Source organism: Marinobacter sp. (genome assembly GCF_041984545.1).
In the GTDB taxonomy this organism is placed as follows: Bacteria; Pseudomonadota; Gammaproteobacteria; order Pseudomonadales; family Oleiphilaceae; genus Marinobacter.
On the sequence record NZ_JBHIXV010000051.1, the window covers coordinates 1 to 16,276 of the forward strand.

Here is a 16,276-nt window from a genome sequence, read left to right on the forward strand (position 1 = left end):
GCATGCCGGGTGGTGTGGGAGGGGTGGAGCCTCATGGCTCCCCCCTATCCCGATTCTGAATTCACTGCGAACCGGGCAGGGTGAACAGCCTTGAAACCTTCTGTAACCCCTGGATTTGGGCTACCCTGAAGCCACAAAACCACGAAAAACCAGTCGGTTGTGCACAGGAAGTAACGGCGGCGAGCCCATGGACAAGAAAAAGCTCACAGAGCGGGACATCTGCACCAAGTACATCAACCCGGCCCTGCAGAACGCGGGCTGGAATATTCAAACTCAGGTACTTGAAGAACACCCGATCACAGACGGACGCATCATCGTGCGGGGCCGCCTGCACACCCGAGGTAAACGCCGCCGGGCGGATTACGTTCTTAGCTACAAGAAGAACATGCCCATTGCCATCATCGAAGCCAAAGACAACAACCACAGCCTGGGTGATGGCATGCAGCAGGCATTGGCTTATAGCGATGCCCTGGACGCCCCTTTCGTGTTCAGCAGCAACGGCGACGGCTTCCTGTTCCACGACCGCACCGGGCTGTTCGGCAAAACTGAAACTACCCTGAGCCTGGACGAATTCCCTTCGCCGGAAACCCTCTGGGAGCTTTACTGCCAGTACAAAGGCATCCACCAGAACGCCCGGCAAACCGTCGAACAGCCCTACTATGATGACGGCAGTGGCCGGACGCCCCGCTATTACCAGACCGTCGCCATCAATCGCACCGTAGAAGCTGTGGCCCGCGGGCAGAACCGCATTCTGCTGGTGATGGCCACCGGCACCGGCAAAACATTCACCGCCTTTCAGATAATCTGGCGGCTGTGGAAGTCCAAACAGAAGAAACGCATCCTGTTCCTGGCCGATCGCAACATTCTGGTAGACCAGACCAAGAACAACGACTTCAAGCCCTTCGGCCAGGCCATGACCAAGGTCACCAACCGAACGGTGGACCCGTCCTACGAGATTTACCTGTCACTCTATCAGGCCGTCACCGGCAGCGAGGACGAGCAGAACATCTACAAGCAGTTCTCCCCGGACTTCTTCGATCTGGTGGTGATCGACGAGTGTCACCGTGGCAGCGCCTCGGTAGACTCCGCCTGGCGCCAGATTCTGGAATACTTCTCTGCGGCAACGCACATCGGCCTGACGGCAACACCCAAGGAAACCAGGGAAGTATCCAACATCGACTACTTCGGCGAGCCGGTGTACACCTACTCCCTGAAGCAAGGCATCGAAGACGGCTTCCTGGCCCCATACAAAGTGGTGCGCATCGACCTGGACCGCGACCTGCAAGGCTGGCGCCCAAGCAAAGGCCAGACCGACAAACACGGCGAACTGATCGAAGACCGCATCTACAACCAGAAAGACTTCGACCGCCAACTGGTGCTGGAGAAACGTACCGAAGTGGTCGCCAGAAAGGTCACGGAGTTCCTGGAACAAACCGACCCGTACCAGAAAACCATCGTATTCTGCGAAGACATCGACCACGCCGAGCGCATGCGCCAGGCCCTGGTGAACCTGAACCCGGCGCGGGTAAAAGAAAACCGCAAGTACGTGATGCGCATTACCGGCGACGAGCAGGAAGGCAAGGCCGAGCTGGATAACTTCATCAACCCGGAAGAGCGTTATCCCGTCATCGCCACCACCAGCAAGTTAATGACCACCGGCGTAGACGCCCAAACCTGCAAACTTATCGTGCTCGACCAGCGCATCCAGTCCATGACCGAGTTCAAGCAAATCATCGGCCGGGGCACCCGCATCAACGACGACTACAACAAGCACTGGTTCACCATTCTGGACTTCAAAAAGGCAACCGAGCTGTTCGCAGACCCGGCGTTCGACGGCGACCCGGTCAAAGTCTATGAGCCCAAGGCCGGCGAATCGGTGGTACCAGACGACGAGCAGGAAACGCTGGAACCCGATGCCACTGAATTGCCGTTGAGCGAGGAAGCCGAGGGCTACGAAGTCGAGCCCGGCGAAACCTGGCACCGCGATGACAGCAAACCGACGTGGCCCACTGAAGATGAAGAGAAGTCCAAGCGAGTAAAGTACGTGGTGGGCGATGTGGAAGTCAGCGTCATCGCCGAGCGCGTCCAATACCTGGGCCCGGACGGCAAGCTCATTACCGAAAGCCTGAAAGACTTCACCCGCAAGAAAGTAAAAGAGCAGTACGCCACCCTGACCGACTTCCTCAAAGGCTGGAACCAGGCCGAGCGCAAACAGGCCATCATCGAAGAACTGGCCGAGCAAGGCGTGATGTGGGACGACCTTATCAAGGATGTCAGCAAGAAACTGGGGGCTGAACCCGACCCCTTCGATGTTATCTGCCACATCGTTTACGACCAGCCGCCCCTGAGCCGTAAAGAGCGGGCCGAGCAGGTACGCAAACAGAATTACTTCAGCAAATACGAGGGCGCCAGCAAACAGGTACTGGACGCCCTGCTGGACAAGTACACGGACGACGGCATCGAACCCATCGAAGATATGAAGGTGCTAACCATCGCCCCTTTCAGTAACATCGGCGCCCCAATGGAACTGCTGCAGGCCTTCGGCGGCAAACCCGGCTACACCGAAGCCCTCAAAGACCTGGAAAACCAACTCTACCAGCAAACCTCCTGACGCACTCCCGCCCTTTAAGCCCCTCTGCCCTGGCGGGAGAGGGGTTGGGGAGAGGGGGAGCGAAGCATTAACCCAAATCCCGGAGCCACAGGAACCCCAATGTCCATAACCACCACCATCAAATCCATCCAGGACATCATGCGCAAAGACGTGGGCGTAGACGGCGATGCCCAGCGCATCGGCCAGCTGGTCTGGATGCTGTTCCTGAAAATCTTCGACGACCGGGAGCAGGAGTGGGAGCTGTTCTACGACGACTACAAATCACCGATTCCGGAGAAACTGCGCTGGCGCAATTGGGCCGCCGACCCGGAAGGCATGACCGGCGACGAGCTCAAGGATTTCATCGACAACACCCTGTTCCCCGGCCTGCAGAACCTGGAACCGGCCGGTGACGACTACCGGGGCGTGGTCATTCGCAACGTGTTCGAGGATGCCTACAACTACATGAAGTCCGGCCAGCTGATGCGCCAGGTCATCAACAAGCTGCAGGACGGCATCAATTTCAACAAATCCGCCGAGCGCCATGAGCTGGGCGATATGTACGAGCAAATCCTCAAAGACCTGCAAAGCGCCGGCAACGCCGGTGAGTTCTACACTCCGCGGGCAGTGACCGAATTCATGGTCAACCGGGTAGACCCGAAGCTGGACGAGAAAGTGATGGACCCGGCCTGCGGCACCGGCGGCTTCCTCACCTGCACCATCGAGCACAAGCGCAAGCACTACGTCAGCACCCCGCAGGACGAACAAACCCTGCAGAAGAGCATCCACGGCGTTGAGAAAAAGCCCCTGCCGCACCTGCTGGCCACCACCAACCTGATCCTGCACGGCATCGAAGTGCCGGACCAGATAAAGCACGACAACACCCTGGCCCGCCCGCTCATTAGCTGGGGCCCGAAAGAACGGGTAGACGTTATCGTGGCCAACCCGCCCTTCGGCGGCATGGAAGAAGACGGCATTGAAACCAACTTCCCCAGCGCCTTCCGCACCCGGGAAACCGCCGACCTGTTCATGACCCTGTTCATCCACCTGCTGCGGGACGGCGGTCGCGCTGCCGTGGTTCTGCCAGACGGCTTCCTGTTCGGCGAGGGCATGAAAACCCGCCTCAAGGAAAAACTGCTGGAAGAGTGCAACCTGCACACCATCGTGCGCCTGCCCAACGGCGTGTTTAACCCCTACACCGGCATCAAAACCAACCTGCTGTTCTTTACCAAGGGCAAGCCCACGGAAACCGTCTGGTACTACGAACACCCCTACCCGGAAGGCTACAAGAGCTACAGCAAAACCAAGCCCATGAAGTTCTCCGAGTTCCAGACCGAAATCGACTGGTGGGGCTCCGAGGCCGACGGCTTCGGCAGCCGCGAGGTAACCGAGCAGGCCTGGAAAGTGTCCATCGACGACATCAAGGCCCGCAACTACAACCTGGACATCAAGAACCCTCACGAAGGCGAACAGGTCAGCCACGACCCGGACGAACTGCTGGCCAAGTACGAACAGCAACAGGCCGAGATCCAGGAAATCCGCCACCAGCTGCGGGACATCCTGGCCGATGCGCTTTCTCATAACACCGACGGAGGTGCGGCGTGAGTGCGCGGGAGCTGATTACCGAGCATCTGGACTTGTGGACCGGCGCGGTCACGAAGAAGTCCAGTAGTGGCCGGGGGAGTAATGGCAAGGTTGAGCTGACTGGGATTAAGAAGCTTCGGGAGCTGATTCTAGAGTTGGCAGTTCGAGGAAAGCTAGTTGAACAATATGCCAATGATGAGCCGGCAAGTATGCTCTTGGAAAAAATCGACAAGGATAAGGCTCAGCTGACCCAGCTGGGAAATCTGAAAAAACCGAAAAAGTATCCCCAGATTGCGCCAGAGGAGCCTCCATTCAAAATCCCCAGTTCCTGGATCTGGGAACGAATGCATCGTGTCTTCCTTAAAATTACGGATGGAACCCACCACTCACCTCCGAACAAGGAGGATGGTGACTTTCTGTATGTATCAGCAAAAAATATCAAACCAGAAGGAGTGCAGCTGGACGGGATCACTTATGTGACAAAAGGCATCCATGAAGAAATTTACAGCCGCTGCAATCCTGAACTTGGAGACCTACTTTACATAAAAGATGGTGCAACAACCGGCGTTGCAACAATCAACAATCTAGATGAAGCTTTTTCAATGTTATCTAGCGTGGCGCTTTTGAAGCCCCACCGGGATTTGCTATCTAACAAATTTTTGCTGTATTGCTTGCGAGCCCCCTTTTTCTATCAAGAAATGCGAGCTGGCATGACCGGAGTTGCAATAACACGGGTAACTCTAAAGAAGCTTGACCTTGCATTAATACCCGTTCCCCCTATCGAGGAACAACACCGCATCGTCCAAAAAGTCGATGAACTCATGGCCCTCTGCGACCAGCTGGAACAGCAAACCAGCGACCAGCTCGAAGCCCACGAAACCCTAGTGGACACTCTGCTCGGCACCCTCACCCAATCCGAAAACGCCACCGAACTGGCCGACAACTGGGCCCGCCTTGCCGCCCACTTCGACACCCTGTTCACCACCGAACAGAGTATCGACAAGCTCAAGCAGACCATCCTGCAACTGGCGGTGATGGGGCGGTTGGTGGAGCAGGATTTTAGTTCCGAGGACTCGTCGGAGCTACTGCAGAAAATCGAAAGCAAGAGAGAACAACTAGTTCAGCAAGGGAAGCTGAAAGGTGGCGATAAGCGAAACGTATCGGAAAAGACAGATACCCCCTTCAACTTGCCAGCAAACTGGTCGTGGGTTCGGATTTCAGATTTGTTGCCAGATTTTCAAAATGGCGCTTCCAGCAGGGGCGATCAATCAGGCTCTGAGGTAATTGTTCTTAGGTTAGCGGACATCACGAATCTCGAGATTACACTTGAAGACCCCAGGCGCTTGCTTATCAGCAATAGTTCGATAAGCAAATACGCTGTTAGGAAAGGCGACATACTAATTATTCGTGTCAACGGAAGCGCAGACTTAGTTGGCCGCTTCATTCCAGTCGAGGCACCTTTCGATGGTATTTTCTGTGACCACTTTATCCGCCTGCGAATAGACTCACAAATCATCGAGCCGCGGTTTCTCGCACTGGTCGGCTCGACAGAGCTCATTCGGTCGCGTATCGAGGATTTGTTTGTCAGCACAGCGGGACAAAAAACCGTGAACCAGAAACACATCGGCTCATTGCTAACCTCATTACCACCGATAGAGGAACAACACCGCATCGTCAAAAAAGTCGATGAACTCACGGCCTTATGCGACCAGCTCAAAGAACGCCTGAACCAGGCCAGCGAAACCCGCTGCCACTTGGCCGAAGCTATTGTTGAACAAGGACTTTCAGCATGACGACCGAATACAACGTCTACTGCGACGAATCCTGCCATCTGGAGAACGACGGCCAGAAGGCGATGGTACTGGGCGCGGTCTGGTGCCCGAAAGACAAACGGCTGGAAATCGCCGAGCGAATTCGCGAAATCAAACAGAAGCACGGCCTCGAACGGGATTTTGAAATCAAATGGACCAAGGTGAGCCCATCAAAGCTGGCCTTCTATCAGGACATCGTTGATTACTTTTTCGACGATGACGACCTCCATTTCCGCGGCCTGGTCGTGCCGGACGGAAGGAGGCAACCTTCTGGCACATGACCAGCGAAGGCAGCGTGGAATCAGAAAGAACACCGGATTTCAGGCGGTGTGAACGAATCCGCTGGCCGCGTCCTGTCATCGAAAACGAGAATGACCCGGCCTTGAAAGTATGGTCAGAGAAACGAGGCAACGAAAACCGGATTCATCTGTGGTTTGAGGCGGAAGGCTATCTCGTCGTTTTAGCTGAGCGCGCAACCTACATACTCCCCTGGACGGCCTTCTACATCGAACGCCAACACCAACGGGACAAGTACACAAAACGCTGGAAACGAAACACAGGCAGGAAATAAGGCTGGCCGCGCCCTCGAAGAGGACGGGGCCGTAACTCCTTCCACACATACGCCCAAGGGCTGGTAGATGAGCTGTGCTGAACTATAGTGCCACCTTAAGCTAATTTCAATGACCTTCAGGCCACTTCGTATACAAGGCCACAGTGATTCTGTCAGACGTGCGTGTATAAGAACCCCCGCGTAAGCTCCCGTGTGAGCCAAGAGGCAGGGGTCGTGTTAACTGGAAGGTTAAAGCCATGGCAGCTCGGTATGCAAGCAGTAATCCCGGAAGAATGGGGAACCCATGAAAAACGGCTGTAACGCCTGAACCAGGCTGGCGAAACCCGCTGCCAGCTGGCCTATCCGCCTCACCGTTGCCATGAACTGAACGGCAACTGTAAGGGGCAACTAAGCATGGACCTGGACCACCCTTGTGAGCTTATGTTCAAACCGGTCCACGATCCGGTACCTGTACGCAGCGATCCGCGCGGGCTTTTTTATTGTTATGACTCCGGGAATGTATTCCGAGCATATGTTGTGAAACTAGACAGGGTTCCGTTACAGAATGTTACTGATTGGTAGGATTGTCGATCCAATAATTCACAAGGAGCTCTGCAAGTGAAACGACTATTTTCTGGACTGTTGGTTGCGACAAGCATCGGGTGGCTGCCTGTTACTGCATCGGCAACGATCATTACCGGTAACTTCACCGGCTTTGTTGCAGGCGGAGACTACGATCGAACAGGAGCGGTTACGGGCAGTGCAGGCTCAGGCAACAATGCCGGCAGGGAAGTCTCCGGCCAGCTCTCCATCAGCATAAGCGAGGCCCCCGAAGATAGTTTGGCCAATCCAGGCCAGGGCTCTTACGTGTCTGGCTTTGAATGGATCTCTATATCCCTGGACGGGTTTAATTTCGACTTGCCTGAGGACACTGCCGGATATATCACGCAGGACAGAGTGGAACTCAACAGTGAGTCATCAACTCAGTCGTTATCAATCAGTGACCGGATTCTGGAAAGTACTTCAATCAATGCCAGCACCTATTTGCTACAGGAATTCCGGATCAGCTCCGCGATGATGGCATTCCTCTCGGGGGATGCTCTGAGTCAAAGCATCAGCTGGAGTGACAGTGACTGGGGAGTGCAAGATAACAACTACGGGGTACTCGACTATCAGTACCAGTGGCGTGATGATTCGCAGAATATTCTTGAAAGGGCTGATGGCACAGTATACCTCACGGCTTTCAATGCTCAGTTGCCCGTTCATTCAGTGCCGGAACCCGGCACGATCACTCTAATGCTCTCGGGCTTGGTGGGGCTGGGCTTGGCAAGGAGAAAGCGACAATCAGTCAATGACGTGTGAGCTTTACAGGGCAAAAAATAAAGCGGCCCCCGGTGGTACGGGGGCCGCAGGAACTGTAACCGAAGTGCTTATGGGTTCTTGATGTACGCGTTCCGGCGCAGGTAGAACCACCAGTTCACCAGCAGACACACCGCGTAGAACACTGCAAACCCGTACATGGCCACTTCCGGTGTACCGGCCTGGATTTCCTGCCCCATCACCCTCGGGGCAATAAAGGCGCCGTAGGCGGCCACTGCGGAGGTCCAGCCCAGCACCGGGCCTTTCTGCTGCTGGTCGAAGATCACGCCGATGCTGCGGAAGGTGGAGCCGTTGCCAATGCCGCTGGCGGCAAACATCACGATGAACAGGATCAGGAACAGCGCAAAGTAGCTGTTCGGGTCTGTCGAATTGTAGGCCAGCATCATCACGTAGCCGGTGGCCACGGAAGCACCGACCATCACCAGTGAGATAATCTGGGTCACGATAGAGCCACCGAGCTTGTCGGAGATCCAGCCGCCCACCGGGCGAATCAGTGCGCCCACGAACGGACCCATCCAGGCCCAGGTCAGGGCACTCGGGGCATCCGGATTGACCACACGAGTCATCGCGCCATCCGCACCCACTTCCATCATGTTGCCGAAGATGACGCTGATGGACAGTGGCAGGGCGGCGGAGAAGCCGATGAACGAGCCGAAGGTGAGGATGTACAGCACGGTCATGGACCAGGTGTGCTTGTTGCTGAAAATGGCAAACTGCTTCTGGATGTTTGGTTTGATATCACCCGGAATCAGGCGCAGCAGCACCAGGGTGAGGATGATGGTTAGCGGCAGTGCCAGCCACATGTTCATTACGCTGAGCGCCCACACGCCAGCCAGGGAAGTCAGCAGGCCAACCCCGTAGAGTCCCAGGATCTTGGCGAATGCAGAGGCCGGATTGCCCGGATTGGGAGTCACCACTTTCAGGTTGTTCATGCCGAACCAGCCGGCAAAGGCCAGGGGAATCAGGAACACCAGCCAGATGAAACCGGCATTCTGGATCCAGGTGTCGGTGCCGGCCTCAATGCGGCCGATCAGGGTGCCGCTGGGGCTTTGAAGTTGCATCGGATCCCCGGCCAGGGCGCCGAAGATACCCACCGTCATCACCAGCGGGATCAGGATCTGCATGGTGGTTACGCCGAAGTTGCCGAGCCCGGCGTTCATGCCCAGGCCATAACCCTGTTTGCTCTTCGGATAGAAAGCACTGATGTTACTCATGGAGCAGGCAAAGTTGCCGCCGCCAATGCCGGACAGCAGGGCGAGGGCCTGGAACACGATAAACGGCGTATCCGGGTTCATCAGGGCAATACCGGTGCCGGCCGCGGGTATCATCAGCAGGGCGGTGGTCAGGAAAACGGTGTTGCGCCCGCCGGCAATCTTGATCATGAAGGATGCCGGGATCCGCAGGGTGGCACCGGACAGACCGGCGATGGCAGAGAGCGTGAACAGCTGCTCGATGCTGAACGGAAAGCCCAGATTTTTCATCTGGGTGGTGATCATCCCCCACATCAGCCAGATCGCAAAGCCCATCAGCAGGCTGGGTATGGAGATCCACAGGTTGCGGGAGGCTACGCGCTTACCCTCCCGTTGCCAGAAGTCTTCGTTCTCGACATCCCAGTGTTCGATGTCGGCGTTTGTCCTTGCCTTCTCGCCGATGGCTGCGGCGCTTGCGGTACTGTTGGCCATGATGTGTGCTCCTTGGTTTGCCTGGCCCCGGTTCCCGGGAAAGGGCCGTGGGGGCTTTGCGCCATTGTGCAAAGCGGGAGCGGGAGGGATTCTTGATATTGCTCAAGGACAGAACCGCGGTGCAGTGGGCGCGGTTTTTGCAGCCCCTGAAAGGTAGGGTGGTGGCTCATAAATTGTTTTTAAATCAGAGGGATGCGTTTGGGATAATCCGAAGGGGGTAGCCGGGCGGGCGGCCGGCGCAGTGGAGGTAGCCAATCATTTCCGGGTGTTGCAGGCGCGCTTGTTCAAGGTCATCCCGACTTCTTGACCGGCCCGTGGGCGCGGGCTATCACTGAACATAACAGCGATCTCGCTGTGTCAGTGGATCATGGACGTTCAATTATGGGAGGTGGGTTATGAATATAAACCAGTTGGCCCGATTACCGTTCTCCGGTAACGGCGCCTGGTCCGAGCTTCGGCGTCTGGACCTTTCCATCCCTTTTCTGGCATGGGTGGTGGTTGTGCCCCTGTCCTTCCTGCCGCCGGTGCTGCTGTATTACGCCGGTACCCACTACGGTGATGCATTCATCGACGGTTTTGGAGACAAACAGTGGCGCTTTATCACCACCATCCTGTTTCTGGCTGAGTTGCTCACTTTTTTCGTGATGGGTTGGCTGATTCATGCGGTCATGGACAGCCACCAGCTCAAGGTCAGTTACCAGGACAGTTACCTGCTGGCGGCCATCGCTCCGCTGCCGCTCTGGCTGTCGTCCCTGGCCCTGTTGGTACCGTACCTGGCGGTGAGCGTGGTGGCGGTTTTCGCCGGTCTGTTCCTGTCCTGCGCACTGGTGTATCAGGGGTTGCGATCCATCTGCGAGCGCCGGGACAACGACATTGAGGTCATGTCCGCAACTTACACCATTATGGCGGCTGCGCTGCTGGCCTGGGGGTTGTTGATGGCCACGGTCTGGGCGTTCTGAGTACGAGCGCCTGGTCAGGCGGCGTAGGGCAAAACCCCGAAGTAGATGGCGCTGAAGTGGCAGGCGCTGCCACCGATCACAAACAGGTGCCAGACCGCGTGCATGTAGGGAATACGGTCGGCCAGATAGAAAATCACGCCGGCGGTGTACACAATGCCGCCGGCAATGGTGAGATTCAGGGCTGTTTCACTCAGGCTTGCGACCAGATCCGACGAAGCAAAGGTGATCAGCCAGCCCATGGCGATGTAGATGCCCACCCGGGCCAGCTTGAAACGGTTCTTGAAAATCACCTTCAGTACCACGCCGCTAATCGCCAGTGACCAGATGACGGCGAACAGTGTCCAGCCCACGGTTCCCCGCATGTTCACCAAAAGGAATGGCGTGTAGGTGCCGGCGATCAGCAGAAAGATGGCGCAGTGGTCCAGGGTCTTGAAGGCGCGCTTGAGCTCCGGCCGCCGGGCCCCGTGATAAAGGGCTGAGGCCAGATACAGCAGCACGAGGGAAGCCCCGAAAATACTGAAGCTGACGATCTTCCAGACGTCGCCAACCTCACTGGCGCCAACGATCAGCGCCACCGTGCCGATGACGCTCAGCACAGCGCCGAGCCCGTGGGTGGCACTGTTCAACCACTCCTCAATCCGGTGGTGAACGGTCTGCGCCTGGGCCTGTGATGTGGTCATTGGGGTGGTCTGCGTATCGGACATGCGGCTAACATACTTGAGCGTACACGTGTACGCAACAGCTCAGCATGAACATCCTGTGATCCCGTTCAGAAAAACTGAATGACCTGTCTGAAAACTTCCGATTTCACACCGGTCCGGTGCCGGTTAGCATGCGTAATACCACACAGACAAAGGAGGTTTACCCCATGGCAAAAGTACTCGTGCTCTATTACTCCATGTATGGCCACATCGAAACCATGGCCAATACCGTTGCCGAAGGTGCCAAGGCAGTTGCCGGCGCCGAAGTAACCGTCAAGCGTGTACCCGAAACCATGGCGGACCAGGCGTTCCTGAATGCCGGTGGCAAGGCCGATCAGCAGGCGCCCGTGGCAGACCCGAAGGAACTGGCCGACTACGATGCCGTCATTTTTGGCACCCCGACTCGATTCGGCAATATGGCTGGGCAGATGCGGACGTTCCTGGACCAGACCGGAGGGCTGTGGGCCGAAGGCAAGCTGCACGGCAAGGTGGCCAGTGTATTTACCTCCACCGGTACGGGCGGTGGCCAGGAGCACACCATCAGTTCCTTCTGGACTACCCTGGCCCATCACGGCATGGTGCTTGTACCCCTGGGCTACGGCATTCCGGAATTCTTCGATATTTCGGAGGTAAATGGCGGTACGCCTTACGGTGCCTCTACCATCGCTGGTGGGGACGGTTCACGCCAGCCCAGTGAGAAGGAACTGGCGATCGCCCGTTACCAGGGCCGGCATGTGGCGGAGCTGGCTGTGAAGCTGCACGGCTGAGAGCCGCGGCAGGCAGATTCTGATTAAGCGTTGAGCGTTTTGGGCAGCAGGTTTGTACCTGCTGCCCTTTTTTATGGCGGTTCAGGCGCCGGGTTTGCGGTTCTGCGCCGCGCTTTTCAGGCGCGAGAAGGTGGCCGGAACCACGCCCAGCCAGGAGGCAAGCTGGTTGTCCGGTACCCGCTTTACCAGCTCCGGGTATTCCTCCAGCAGCAGTCGGTATCGCTCCCGGGCGGGCATGGTGTGCTTGCGGAATTCCCGCATGCTGGTGAGTTCAGCCAGCTCCTCAGTGAGCACCAGGGCAAAGCTCGGCCACACTCCCTCGCCGTGGGACTGGATCGCGGAGCGAAAGGCGGAAAAATCGGCCACCCAGACGGTAACCGGTGTTGTGCTGGTCAGGCACAGGGTATTGCGCACGGTGCGGCTACGGCCAAACACGGGCCAGACCATATCGCCTTCGGAAAAGAAATGGTGGATTGATACCTTGCCGCCCGGTGATTCCCGGTACAGGCGCATGATGCCGTACTGGATCAGGTACACGCTGGCCCAGGGGGTGTCGTGTTTCTCCAGGGTAACCTCGGGCTCCACGCGACGCTGATGGAACAGGCGGGTCAGGTCCGCCAGGAATCGGGCGTCGGGCTCATTTTCATGGCCGGACAGGCGAATGCCGAAAATCCGGCTCAGCCCGTTCAGCAGAGCCGTCGATTGCGGGGCTGCATCCTGCGTCACGATGTCCTCGCGCTTCTCTCCGAGCATGCAGGGCGCGGAGGAGACGTCTGGCCGGAGGATGCTGTTCATGGCGTAACCCCTGTTATGAGTATCCGCATGATTATGGTATTAATCACGCATCTTTTGAAATGACTTAAATCATTAAGGGTTTTCCACTCCTTCGATATGGCCGCCGCACTCGCACTTTTCTTCAAGCTGATTCCCCTCTACATCACGGTGGCCCTCGGGTGGGTGGCCGGGCGCTATCTGCAGGCCAGTGGCCGCCACATCGCCGGCATCATGCTGTACATCGTGACACCCTCGGTGGTGTTTTCCGGTGTTATGGCGGCGCCGCTGTCGCCAGAGGTCATCGTCCTGCCATTCCTGGTATTCGGCCTCTCCTCGCTTCTGGGGTATGTCCAGCTGAAGCTGGCCAGGCGGGTTCTGCATGATGGCAGCGCCAACATCATTCCTCTCTGTGTCGGCTCCGGCAATACCGGCTACTTTGGTGTGCCGGTCGCGCTGTTGCTGTTCGGTGAAGAGGGCCTGGGCCTGTACATCGTGTGCATGCTGGGCACCACATTGTTCGAGAATTCCGTGGGGTTTTACCTCGCGGCCCGGGGCCGCTACAGCATCAAGGATGCGCTCTGGCGGGTGCTGAAACTGCCGTCGGTGTACGCGTTCCTGGCCGCTGTCGCCCTCAACCTTGCTGGGATCGGCATCCCGGACATCTTCGTGCCGCTGTTCGAGAATCTCCGCGGCGCCTACAGTGTGCTCGGCATGATGATCATCGGCATGAGCATCACCAGCTTTCGCGGGCTGGCGGGCAACGTCCGCTTCACCGCCCTGGCCTTTTTCGGCAAGTTTGTGGTCTGGCCCCTGGTGGCCATCCTGTTCTGGTGGGTGGATGCCAATCTGCTGGGCATTTACGAACCCGCGGTGCACAAGGCCATGTTCCTGATTGCCATCACGCCCATCGCCGCCAATACGGTGGTCATTGCCACCCTGCTGGATACCTCACCAAGGCAGGCAGCGGGTACGGTTCTGCTCACCACGCTGTTCGCCCTGGCGTTTATTCCGGTCATGATCTCGGTGGCTTTCTAGCGGGTACGGGGAGCCGCTGGCTCCGTCCCCCCGGTCGCTTCAACGGCAGCGTTGCGTGCCTCGGCGATGTCAGTGCGGGCATGGCGCACCACGCTCACGCCGGCGGTAATGGCCAGGGTGCCCATGACAGCGGCAACGGCCAGGTCCGGCCAGGCGGTGCCGGTGCCAAATACGCCAAGTGCTGCGGCCATCACGGCCAGATTGCCGATGGCATCGTTGCGGCTGCACAGCCAGACCGAACGCATGTCTGAGTCCCCGCTCCGGAAACGGAACAGCATGATGGCTACGCCCACGTTCGCCAGCAGCGCCACGAGGCCAACCACGCCCATGGTCATCGGCTCGGGCGTGGTGCCGGATTCAAGCACATAAAGGGCACGGGCCCAGACCACCACACCGAATGTTGCCATGGTCAGGCCCTTCACCATGGCTGCGCGGCCACGCCACAGCATGCCCATGGAGAGCACGGCCAGGGACAGGATGTAGTTGGCACTGTCGCCGAAAAAATCGATGGCGTCGGCCATCAGCGACACTGAGCCCGAGGACAGGCTGGCAATTCCTTCCACCAGGAACATGGCCAGATTAATCCACAGGGCAAACCAGAGCGCCCGGCGAAACTCCGGGGCGGGGGATTTGGGTTCGGGGGCGGAGCAGCTGCACGCCATAGACACCTCCTGGAAATTGGATGGCTCTATTAAAAACCCTGTAGTTACTACAGGGTCAACCCGTTTGAAACGGAGTTGGCCCGGGTTCAGCCCTGGCCGGGCCCGTGGGTGCCAGGTACGTGGTTGTGATGATCGTCGGTGCGGGGCGTTTCGAACTCGGTGCTGAGACCGTCAAGAATGCCGCATTCCCTGACCGTGCCGGCATCGGAGCAGGCTGCCTGGAGCCGCACCAGGGTCTGTTCCAGGCTTGCCAGCTCCTTGAGCCGCTCGCGCACGTGCACAAGATGGCGGGCCAGAAGGGCATCCACTTCGCTGCAGTCGGCCTCCGGCTGTTTGGCCAGGCGAATCAGTTCCCGGATCTCTTCCTGTGCCATATCCAGGTTGCGGCAGCGTTTGATAAACAGCAGCCGGTCGAGATGGGGCTGGCGGTAGGCGCGATAACCGCTGGTGTCCCGGTCTGGTTCCGGCAGCAAACCAATCTTTTCGTAATAGCGGATGGTTTCGACCGGAATGGCCGTCGCTTTTGCAAGTTCGCCGATTTTCACTGGCTGTTACCCCCAGAGTTTCCGGGAAAATGGACCCTGGCCTTGAGGCCTCCGATGGCGCCAGAGGTGAACTCCAGCGTACCACCATATCGCTCTGTGATCTCCCGGGCGATGGCCAGGCTGTGTTTGGTACTGTAGGCCAGTTTCCGGCTCTGGCGGTTTTCATCCAGTTCCGGCCCGTCTGCCAGCTGTCACTCGTCTTCCACAAGCAGAAAGCGCGCATGGGCATCCTTGCTGGTTGACACTGCTGGGGCGCCATCGTGACTGTGGTTTCTAATTTAGCCTGAACCCTAAAACTTTCGTCATTTTCAGAAAGGGTTCAGGTTGGTAGGTGATCGTATGCTGCGATTCTGGATATTGCTCAACTTTTTGAGCTTTCCATCTCCACCTATCAGTCATTATCCCTCAGGAGGATACAGGATGAAGCGATCAGCATTTTTTGCAGCGGCCATGACACTTTCTGCAACAGCGTTCGCCGCTGGTTCCCACAGCGACGGACATGGGCACGGCCAAGGTGCCGTAATTGGTGAGCCGGGTCAGGCTTCCGAGGCGACCCGCACCATTTCTGTAGAAATGCACGACAATTACTATGAGCCCGAAGCCATCGAGGTGCAACCAGGCCAGACCGTGCGCTTCGTGGTGGAGAACAAAGGCAACCTGGTACATGAGTTCAATCTTGGTACGCCGGAGATGCACGAATCCCATCAGAAAGAAATGATGATGATGGTCGAGCATGGCGTGATTCAGGGCGGCAAGCTCAACCACGACATGATGAGTATGGACATGGGGAGCGGCCACACCATGAAACACGATGACCCCAACAGCGTTCTGCTGGAGCCTGGCGAGAGCAGGGAAGTTGTCTGGAAGTTTTCTGAAACGGCCAACCTTGAATTTGCCTGCAACGTGCCGGGGCACTATCAGGCGGGAATGTACGGTGAAGTGAGATTCAACAAGGCCGGGGCTGAAAAGTAAGACGGCGGGTCTCGCGGCCTTTGTTCTGGCCGGTGAGTAACGCCTGACGGTCGATCGGGTCGACATCGACACTGGAGAGTTAGTCACAGCAGGCCTACGAGGGCCTGGAAAACCAGCTGGTGGCAGCACGGAAGACTGGTTCGCGGTGATTGGCGCCCGGATCGCATTCTGAGCGTCGTGTTGAAGAACCCGGGCACAATTGCCCGGGTTTTTTTTATTGGTGCGCCAGGCATGGCGCGTAGCGCCTTGACGGGCGCTGTTCCG

Annotated in this window: 16 protein-coding genes; 11 read left to right on the forward strand and 5 right to left on the reverse strand. The window is 57.5% G+C overall.

All coding sequences use genetic code 11. The features are described 5' to 3' along the window. Positions 1–187: 187 nt before the first annotated feature. The 6 genes from hsdR (at position 188) to ACFC20_RS16755 (ending at position 7,897) form a co-directional block, all read left to right on the forward strand. Positions 188–2,611, forward strand: coding sequence for an EcoAI/FtnUII family type I restriction enzme subunit R (gene hsdR / locus ACFC20_RS16730; RefSeq protein WP_375172561.1), 2,424 nt, complete (start codon positions 188–190; stop codon positions 2,609–2,611). A 99-nt stretch (positions 2,612–2,710) separates the two neighbouring features. Continuing rightward, entirely contained in the window at positions 2,711–4,195 is a 1,485-nt protein-coding gene (locus ACFC20_RS16735) for an N-6 DNA methylase (RefSeq protein WP_375193987.1), read from the forward strand. Then, positions 4,192–5,967, forward strand: coding sequence for a restriction endonuclease subunit S (locus ACFC20_RS16740; protein ID WP_375193988.1), 1,776 nt, complete (start codon positions 4,192–4,194; stop codon positions 5,965–5,967). The genes ACFC20_RS16735 and ACFC20_RS16740 overlap by 4 nt, the downstream gene beginning before the upstream one ends. Continuing rightward, positions 5,964–6,266, forward strand: coding sequence for a DUF3800 domain-containing protein (locus tag ACFC20_RS16745; RefSeq protein WP_375193989.1), 303 nt, complete (start codon positions 5,964–5,966; stop codon positions 6,264–6,266). The genes ACFC20_RS16740 and ACFC20_RS16745 overlap by 4 nt, the downstream gene beginning before the upstream one ends. Continuing rightward, positions 6,263–6,556: a hypothetical protein gene (locus ACFC20_RS16750; protein WP_375193990.1), complete on the forward strand. Its 294-nt coding sequence runs from the start codon at positions 6,263–6,265 to the stop codon at positions 6,554–6,556. Before ACFC20_RS16745 ends, ACFC20_RS16750 begins: the two co-directional genes overlap by 4 nt. 597 nt (positions 6,557–7,153) lie before the next feature. Continuing rightward, complete coding sequence (locus ACFC20_RS16755; RefSeq protein ID WP_375193991.1) at positions 7,154–7,897, forward strand: PEP-CTERM sorting domain-containing protein; 744 nt, start codon at positions 7,154–7,156, stop codon at positions 7,895–7,897. A gap of 68 nt (positions 7,898–7,965) precedes the next feature. On the opposite strand, the gene ACFC20_RS16760 is transcribed toward ACFC20_RS16755, so the two are convergent. Beyond that, positions 7,966–9,597, reverse strand: a complete 1,632-nt coding sequence (locus ACFC20_RS16760; protein WP_375193992.1) for an antiporter — start codon at positions 9,595–9,597, stop codon at positions 7,966–7,968. A gap of 395 nt (positions 9,598–9,992) precedes the next feature. On the opposite strand from ACFC20_RS16760, the gene ACFC20_RS16765 reads away from it, so the two are divergent. Further along, positions 9,993–10,556, forward strand: a complete 564-nt coding sequence (locus ACFC20_RS16765; RefSeq protein WP_375193993.1) for a Yip1 family protein — start codon at positions 9,993–9,995, stop codon at positions 10,554–10,556. Positions 10,557–10,570: 14 nt separating this feature from the next. On the opposite strand, the gene ACFC20_RS16770 is transcribed toward ACFC20_RS16765, so the two are convergent. After that, positions 10,571–11,236 carry a hemolysin III family protein gene (locus tag ACFC20_RS16770; protein WP_375193994.1) on the reverse strand — a complete coding sequence of 222 codons (666 nt, stop codon included), beginning with the start codon at positions 11,234–11,236 and terminating at the stop codon, positions 10,571–10,573. A gap of 188 nt (positions 11,237–11,424) precedes the next feature. Between ACFC20_RS16770 and wrbA the strand changes: the two genes are divergently transcribed. Beyond that, a complete protein-coding gene (gene wrbA, locus ACFC20_RS16775) occupies positions 11,425–12,024 on the forward strand; it encodes an NAD(P)H:quinone oxidoreductase (protein WP_375193995.1) in 600 nt (199 codons plus the stop codon). A gap of 81 nt (positions 12,025–12,105) precedes the next feature. On the opposite strand, the gene ACFC20_RS16780 is transcribed toward wrbA, so the two are convergent. Further along, positions 12,106–12,819: a Crp/Fnr family transcriptional regulator gene (locus ACFC20_RS16780; RefSeq protein WP_375183359.1), complete on the reverse strand. Its 714-nt coding sequence runs from the start codon at positions 12,817–12,819 to the stop codon at positions 12,106–12,108. A gap of 96 nt (positions 12,820–12,915) precedes the next feature. On the opposite strand from ACFC20_RS16780, the gene ACFC20_RS16785 reads away from it, so the two are divergent. Continuing rightward, entirely contained in the window at positions 12,916–13,833 is a 918-nt protein-coding gene (locus ACFC20_RS16785) for an AEC family transporter (protein ID WP_375183360.1), read from the forward strand. Here ACFC20_RS16785 and ACFC20_RS16790 read toward each other — a convergent pair. Together ACFC20_RS16790 and cadR are read right to left on the reverse strand one after the other, a co-directional pair. Beyond that, the gene (locus tag ACFC20_RS16790) at positions 13,830–14,495 is read right to left on the reverse strand and encodes a cation transporter (RefSeq protein ID WP_375183361.1); all 666 of its coding nucleotides are present in this window, start codon (positions 14,493–14,495) and stop codon (positions 13,830–13,832) included. The genes ACFC20_RS16785 and ACFC20_RS16790 overlap by 4 nt on opposite strands. Positions 14,496–14,581: 86 nt before the next feature. Beyond that, positions 14,582–15,040 carry a Cd(II)/Pb(II)-responsive transcriptional regulator gene (gene cadR, locus ACFC20_RS16795; protein ID WP_375183362.1) on the reverse strand — a complete coding sequence of 153 codons (459 nt, stop codon included), beginning with the start codon at positions 15,038–15,040 and terminating at the stop codon, positions 14,582–14,584. Between the two features lie 29 nt (positions 15,041–15,069). Here cadR and ACFC20_RS16800 point away from each other — a divergent pair, with 29 nt between their 5' ends. Beyond that, positions 15,070–15,282: a hypothetical protein gene (locus tag ACFC20_RS16800; RefSeq protein WP_375193996.1), complete on the forward strand. Its 213-nt coding sequence runs from the start codon at positions 15,070–15,072 to the stop codon at positions 15,280–15,282. Positions 15,283–15,460: 178 nt separating this feature from the next. Further along, positions 15,461–16,012 carry a cupredoxin domain-containing protein gene (locus ACFC20_RS16805; protein ID WP_375183363.1) on the forward strand — a complete coding sequence of 184 codons (552 nt, stop codon included), beginning with the start codon at positions 15,461–15,463 and terminating at the stop codon, positions 16,010–16,012. The last annotated feature ends 264 nt before the right edge of the window (positions 16,013–16,276 follow it).

Excerpts from the sequence above, each read along its gene's own strand:
- ACFC20_RS16785 (WP_375183360.1), top strand. The coding sequence starts at position 12,916 with ATGGCCGCCGCACTCGCACTTTTCTTCAAGCTGATTCCCCTCTACATC.
- ACFC20_RS16765 (WP_375193993.1), top strand. The coding sequence starts at position 9,993 with ATGAATATAAACCAGTTGGCCCGATTACCGTTCTCCGGTAACGGCGCC.
- ACFC20_RS16770 (WP_375193994.1), bottom strand. The coding sequence starts at position 11,236 with ATGACCACATCACAGGCCCAGGCGCAGACCGTTCACCACCGGATTGAG.
- ACFC20_RS16805 (WP_375183363.1), top strand. The coding sequence starts at position 15,461 with ATGAAGCGATCAGCATTTTTTGCAGCGGCCATGACACTTTCTGCAACA.
- ACFC20_RS16790 (WP_375183361.1), bottom strand. The coding sequence starts at position 14,495 with ATGGCGTGCAGCTGCTCCGCCCCCGAACCCAAATCCCCCGCCCCGGAG.
- ACFC20_RS16760 (WP_375193992.1), bottom strand. The coding sequence starts at position 9,597 with ATGGCCAACAGTACCGCAAGCGCCGCAGCCATCGGCGAGAAGGCAAGG.
- ACFC20_RS16800 (WP_375193996.1), top strand. The coding sequence starts at position 15,070 with ATGGACCCTGGCCTTGAGGCCTCCGATGGCGCCAGAGGTGAACTCCAG.
- ACFC20_RS16745 (WP_375193989.1), top strand. The coding sequence starts at position 5,964 with ATGACGACCGAATACAACGTCTACTGCGACGAATCCTGCCATCTGGAG.
- wrbA (WP_375193995.1), top strand. The coding sequence starts at position 11,425 with ATGGCAAAAGTACTCGTGCTCTATTACTCCATGTATGGCCACATCGAA.
- ACFC20_RS16735 (WP_375193987.1), top strand. The coding sequence starts at position 2,711 with ATGTCCATAACCACCACCATCAAATCCATCCAGGACATCATGCGCAAA.
- ACFC20_RS16750 (WP_375193990.1), top strand. The coding sequence starts at position 6,263 with ATGACCAGCGAAGGCAGCGTGGAATCAGAAAGAACACCGGATTTCAGG.
- hsdR (WP_375172561.1), top strand. The coding sequence starts at position 188 with ATGGACAAGAAAAAGCTCACAGAGCGGGACATCTGCACCAAGTACATC.
- ACFC20_RS16780 (WP_375183359.1), bottom strand. The coding sequence starts at position 12,819 with ATGAACAGCATCCTCCGGCCAGACGTCTCCTCCGCGCCCTGCATGCTC.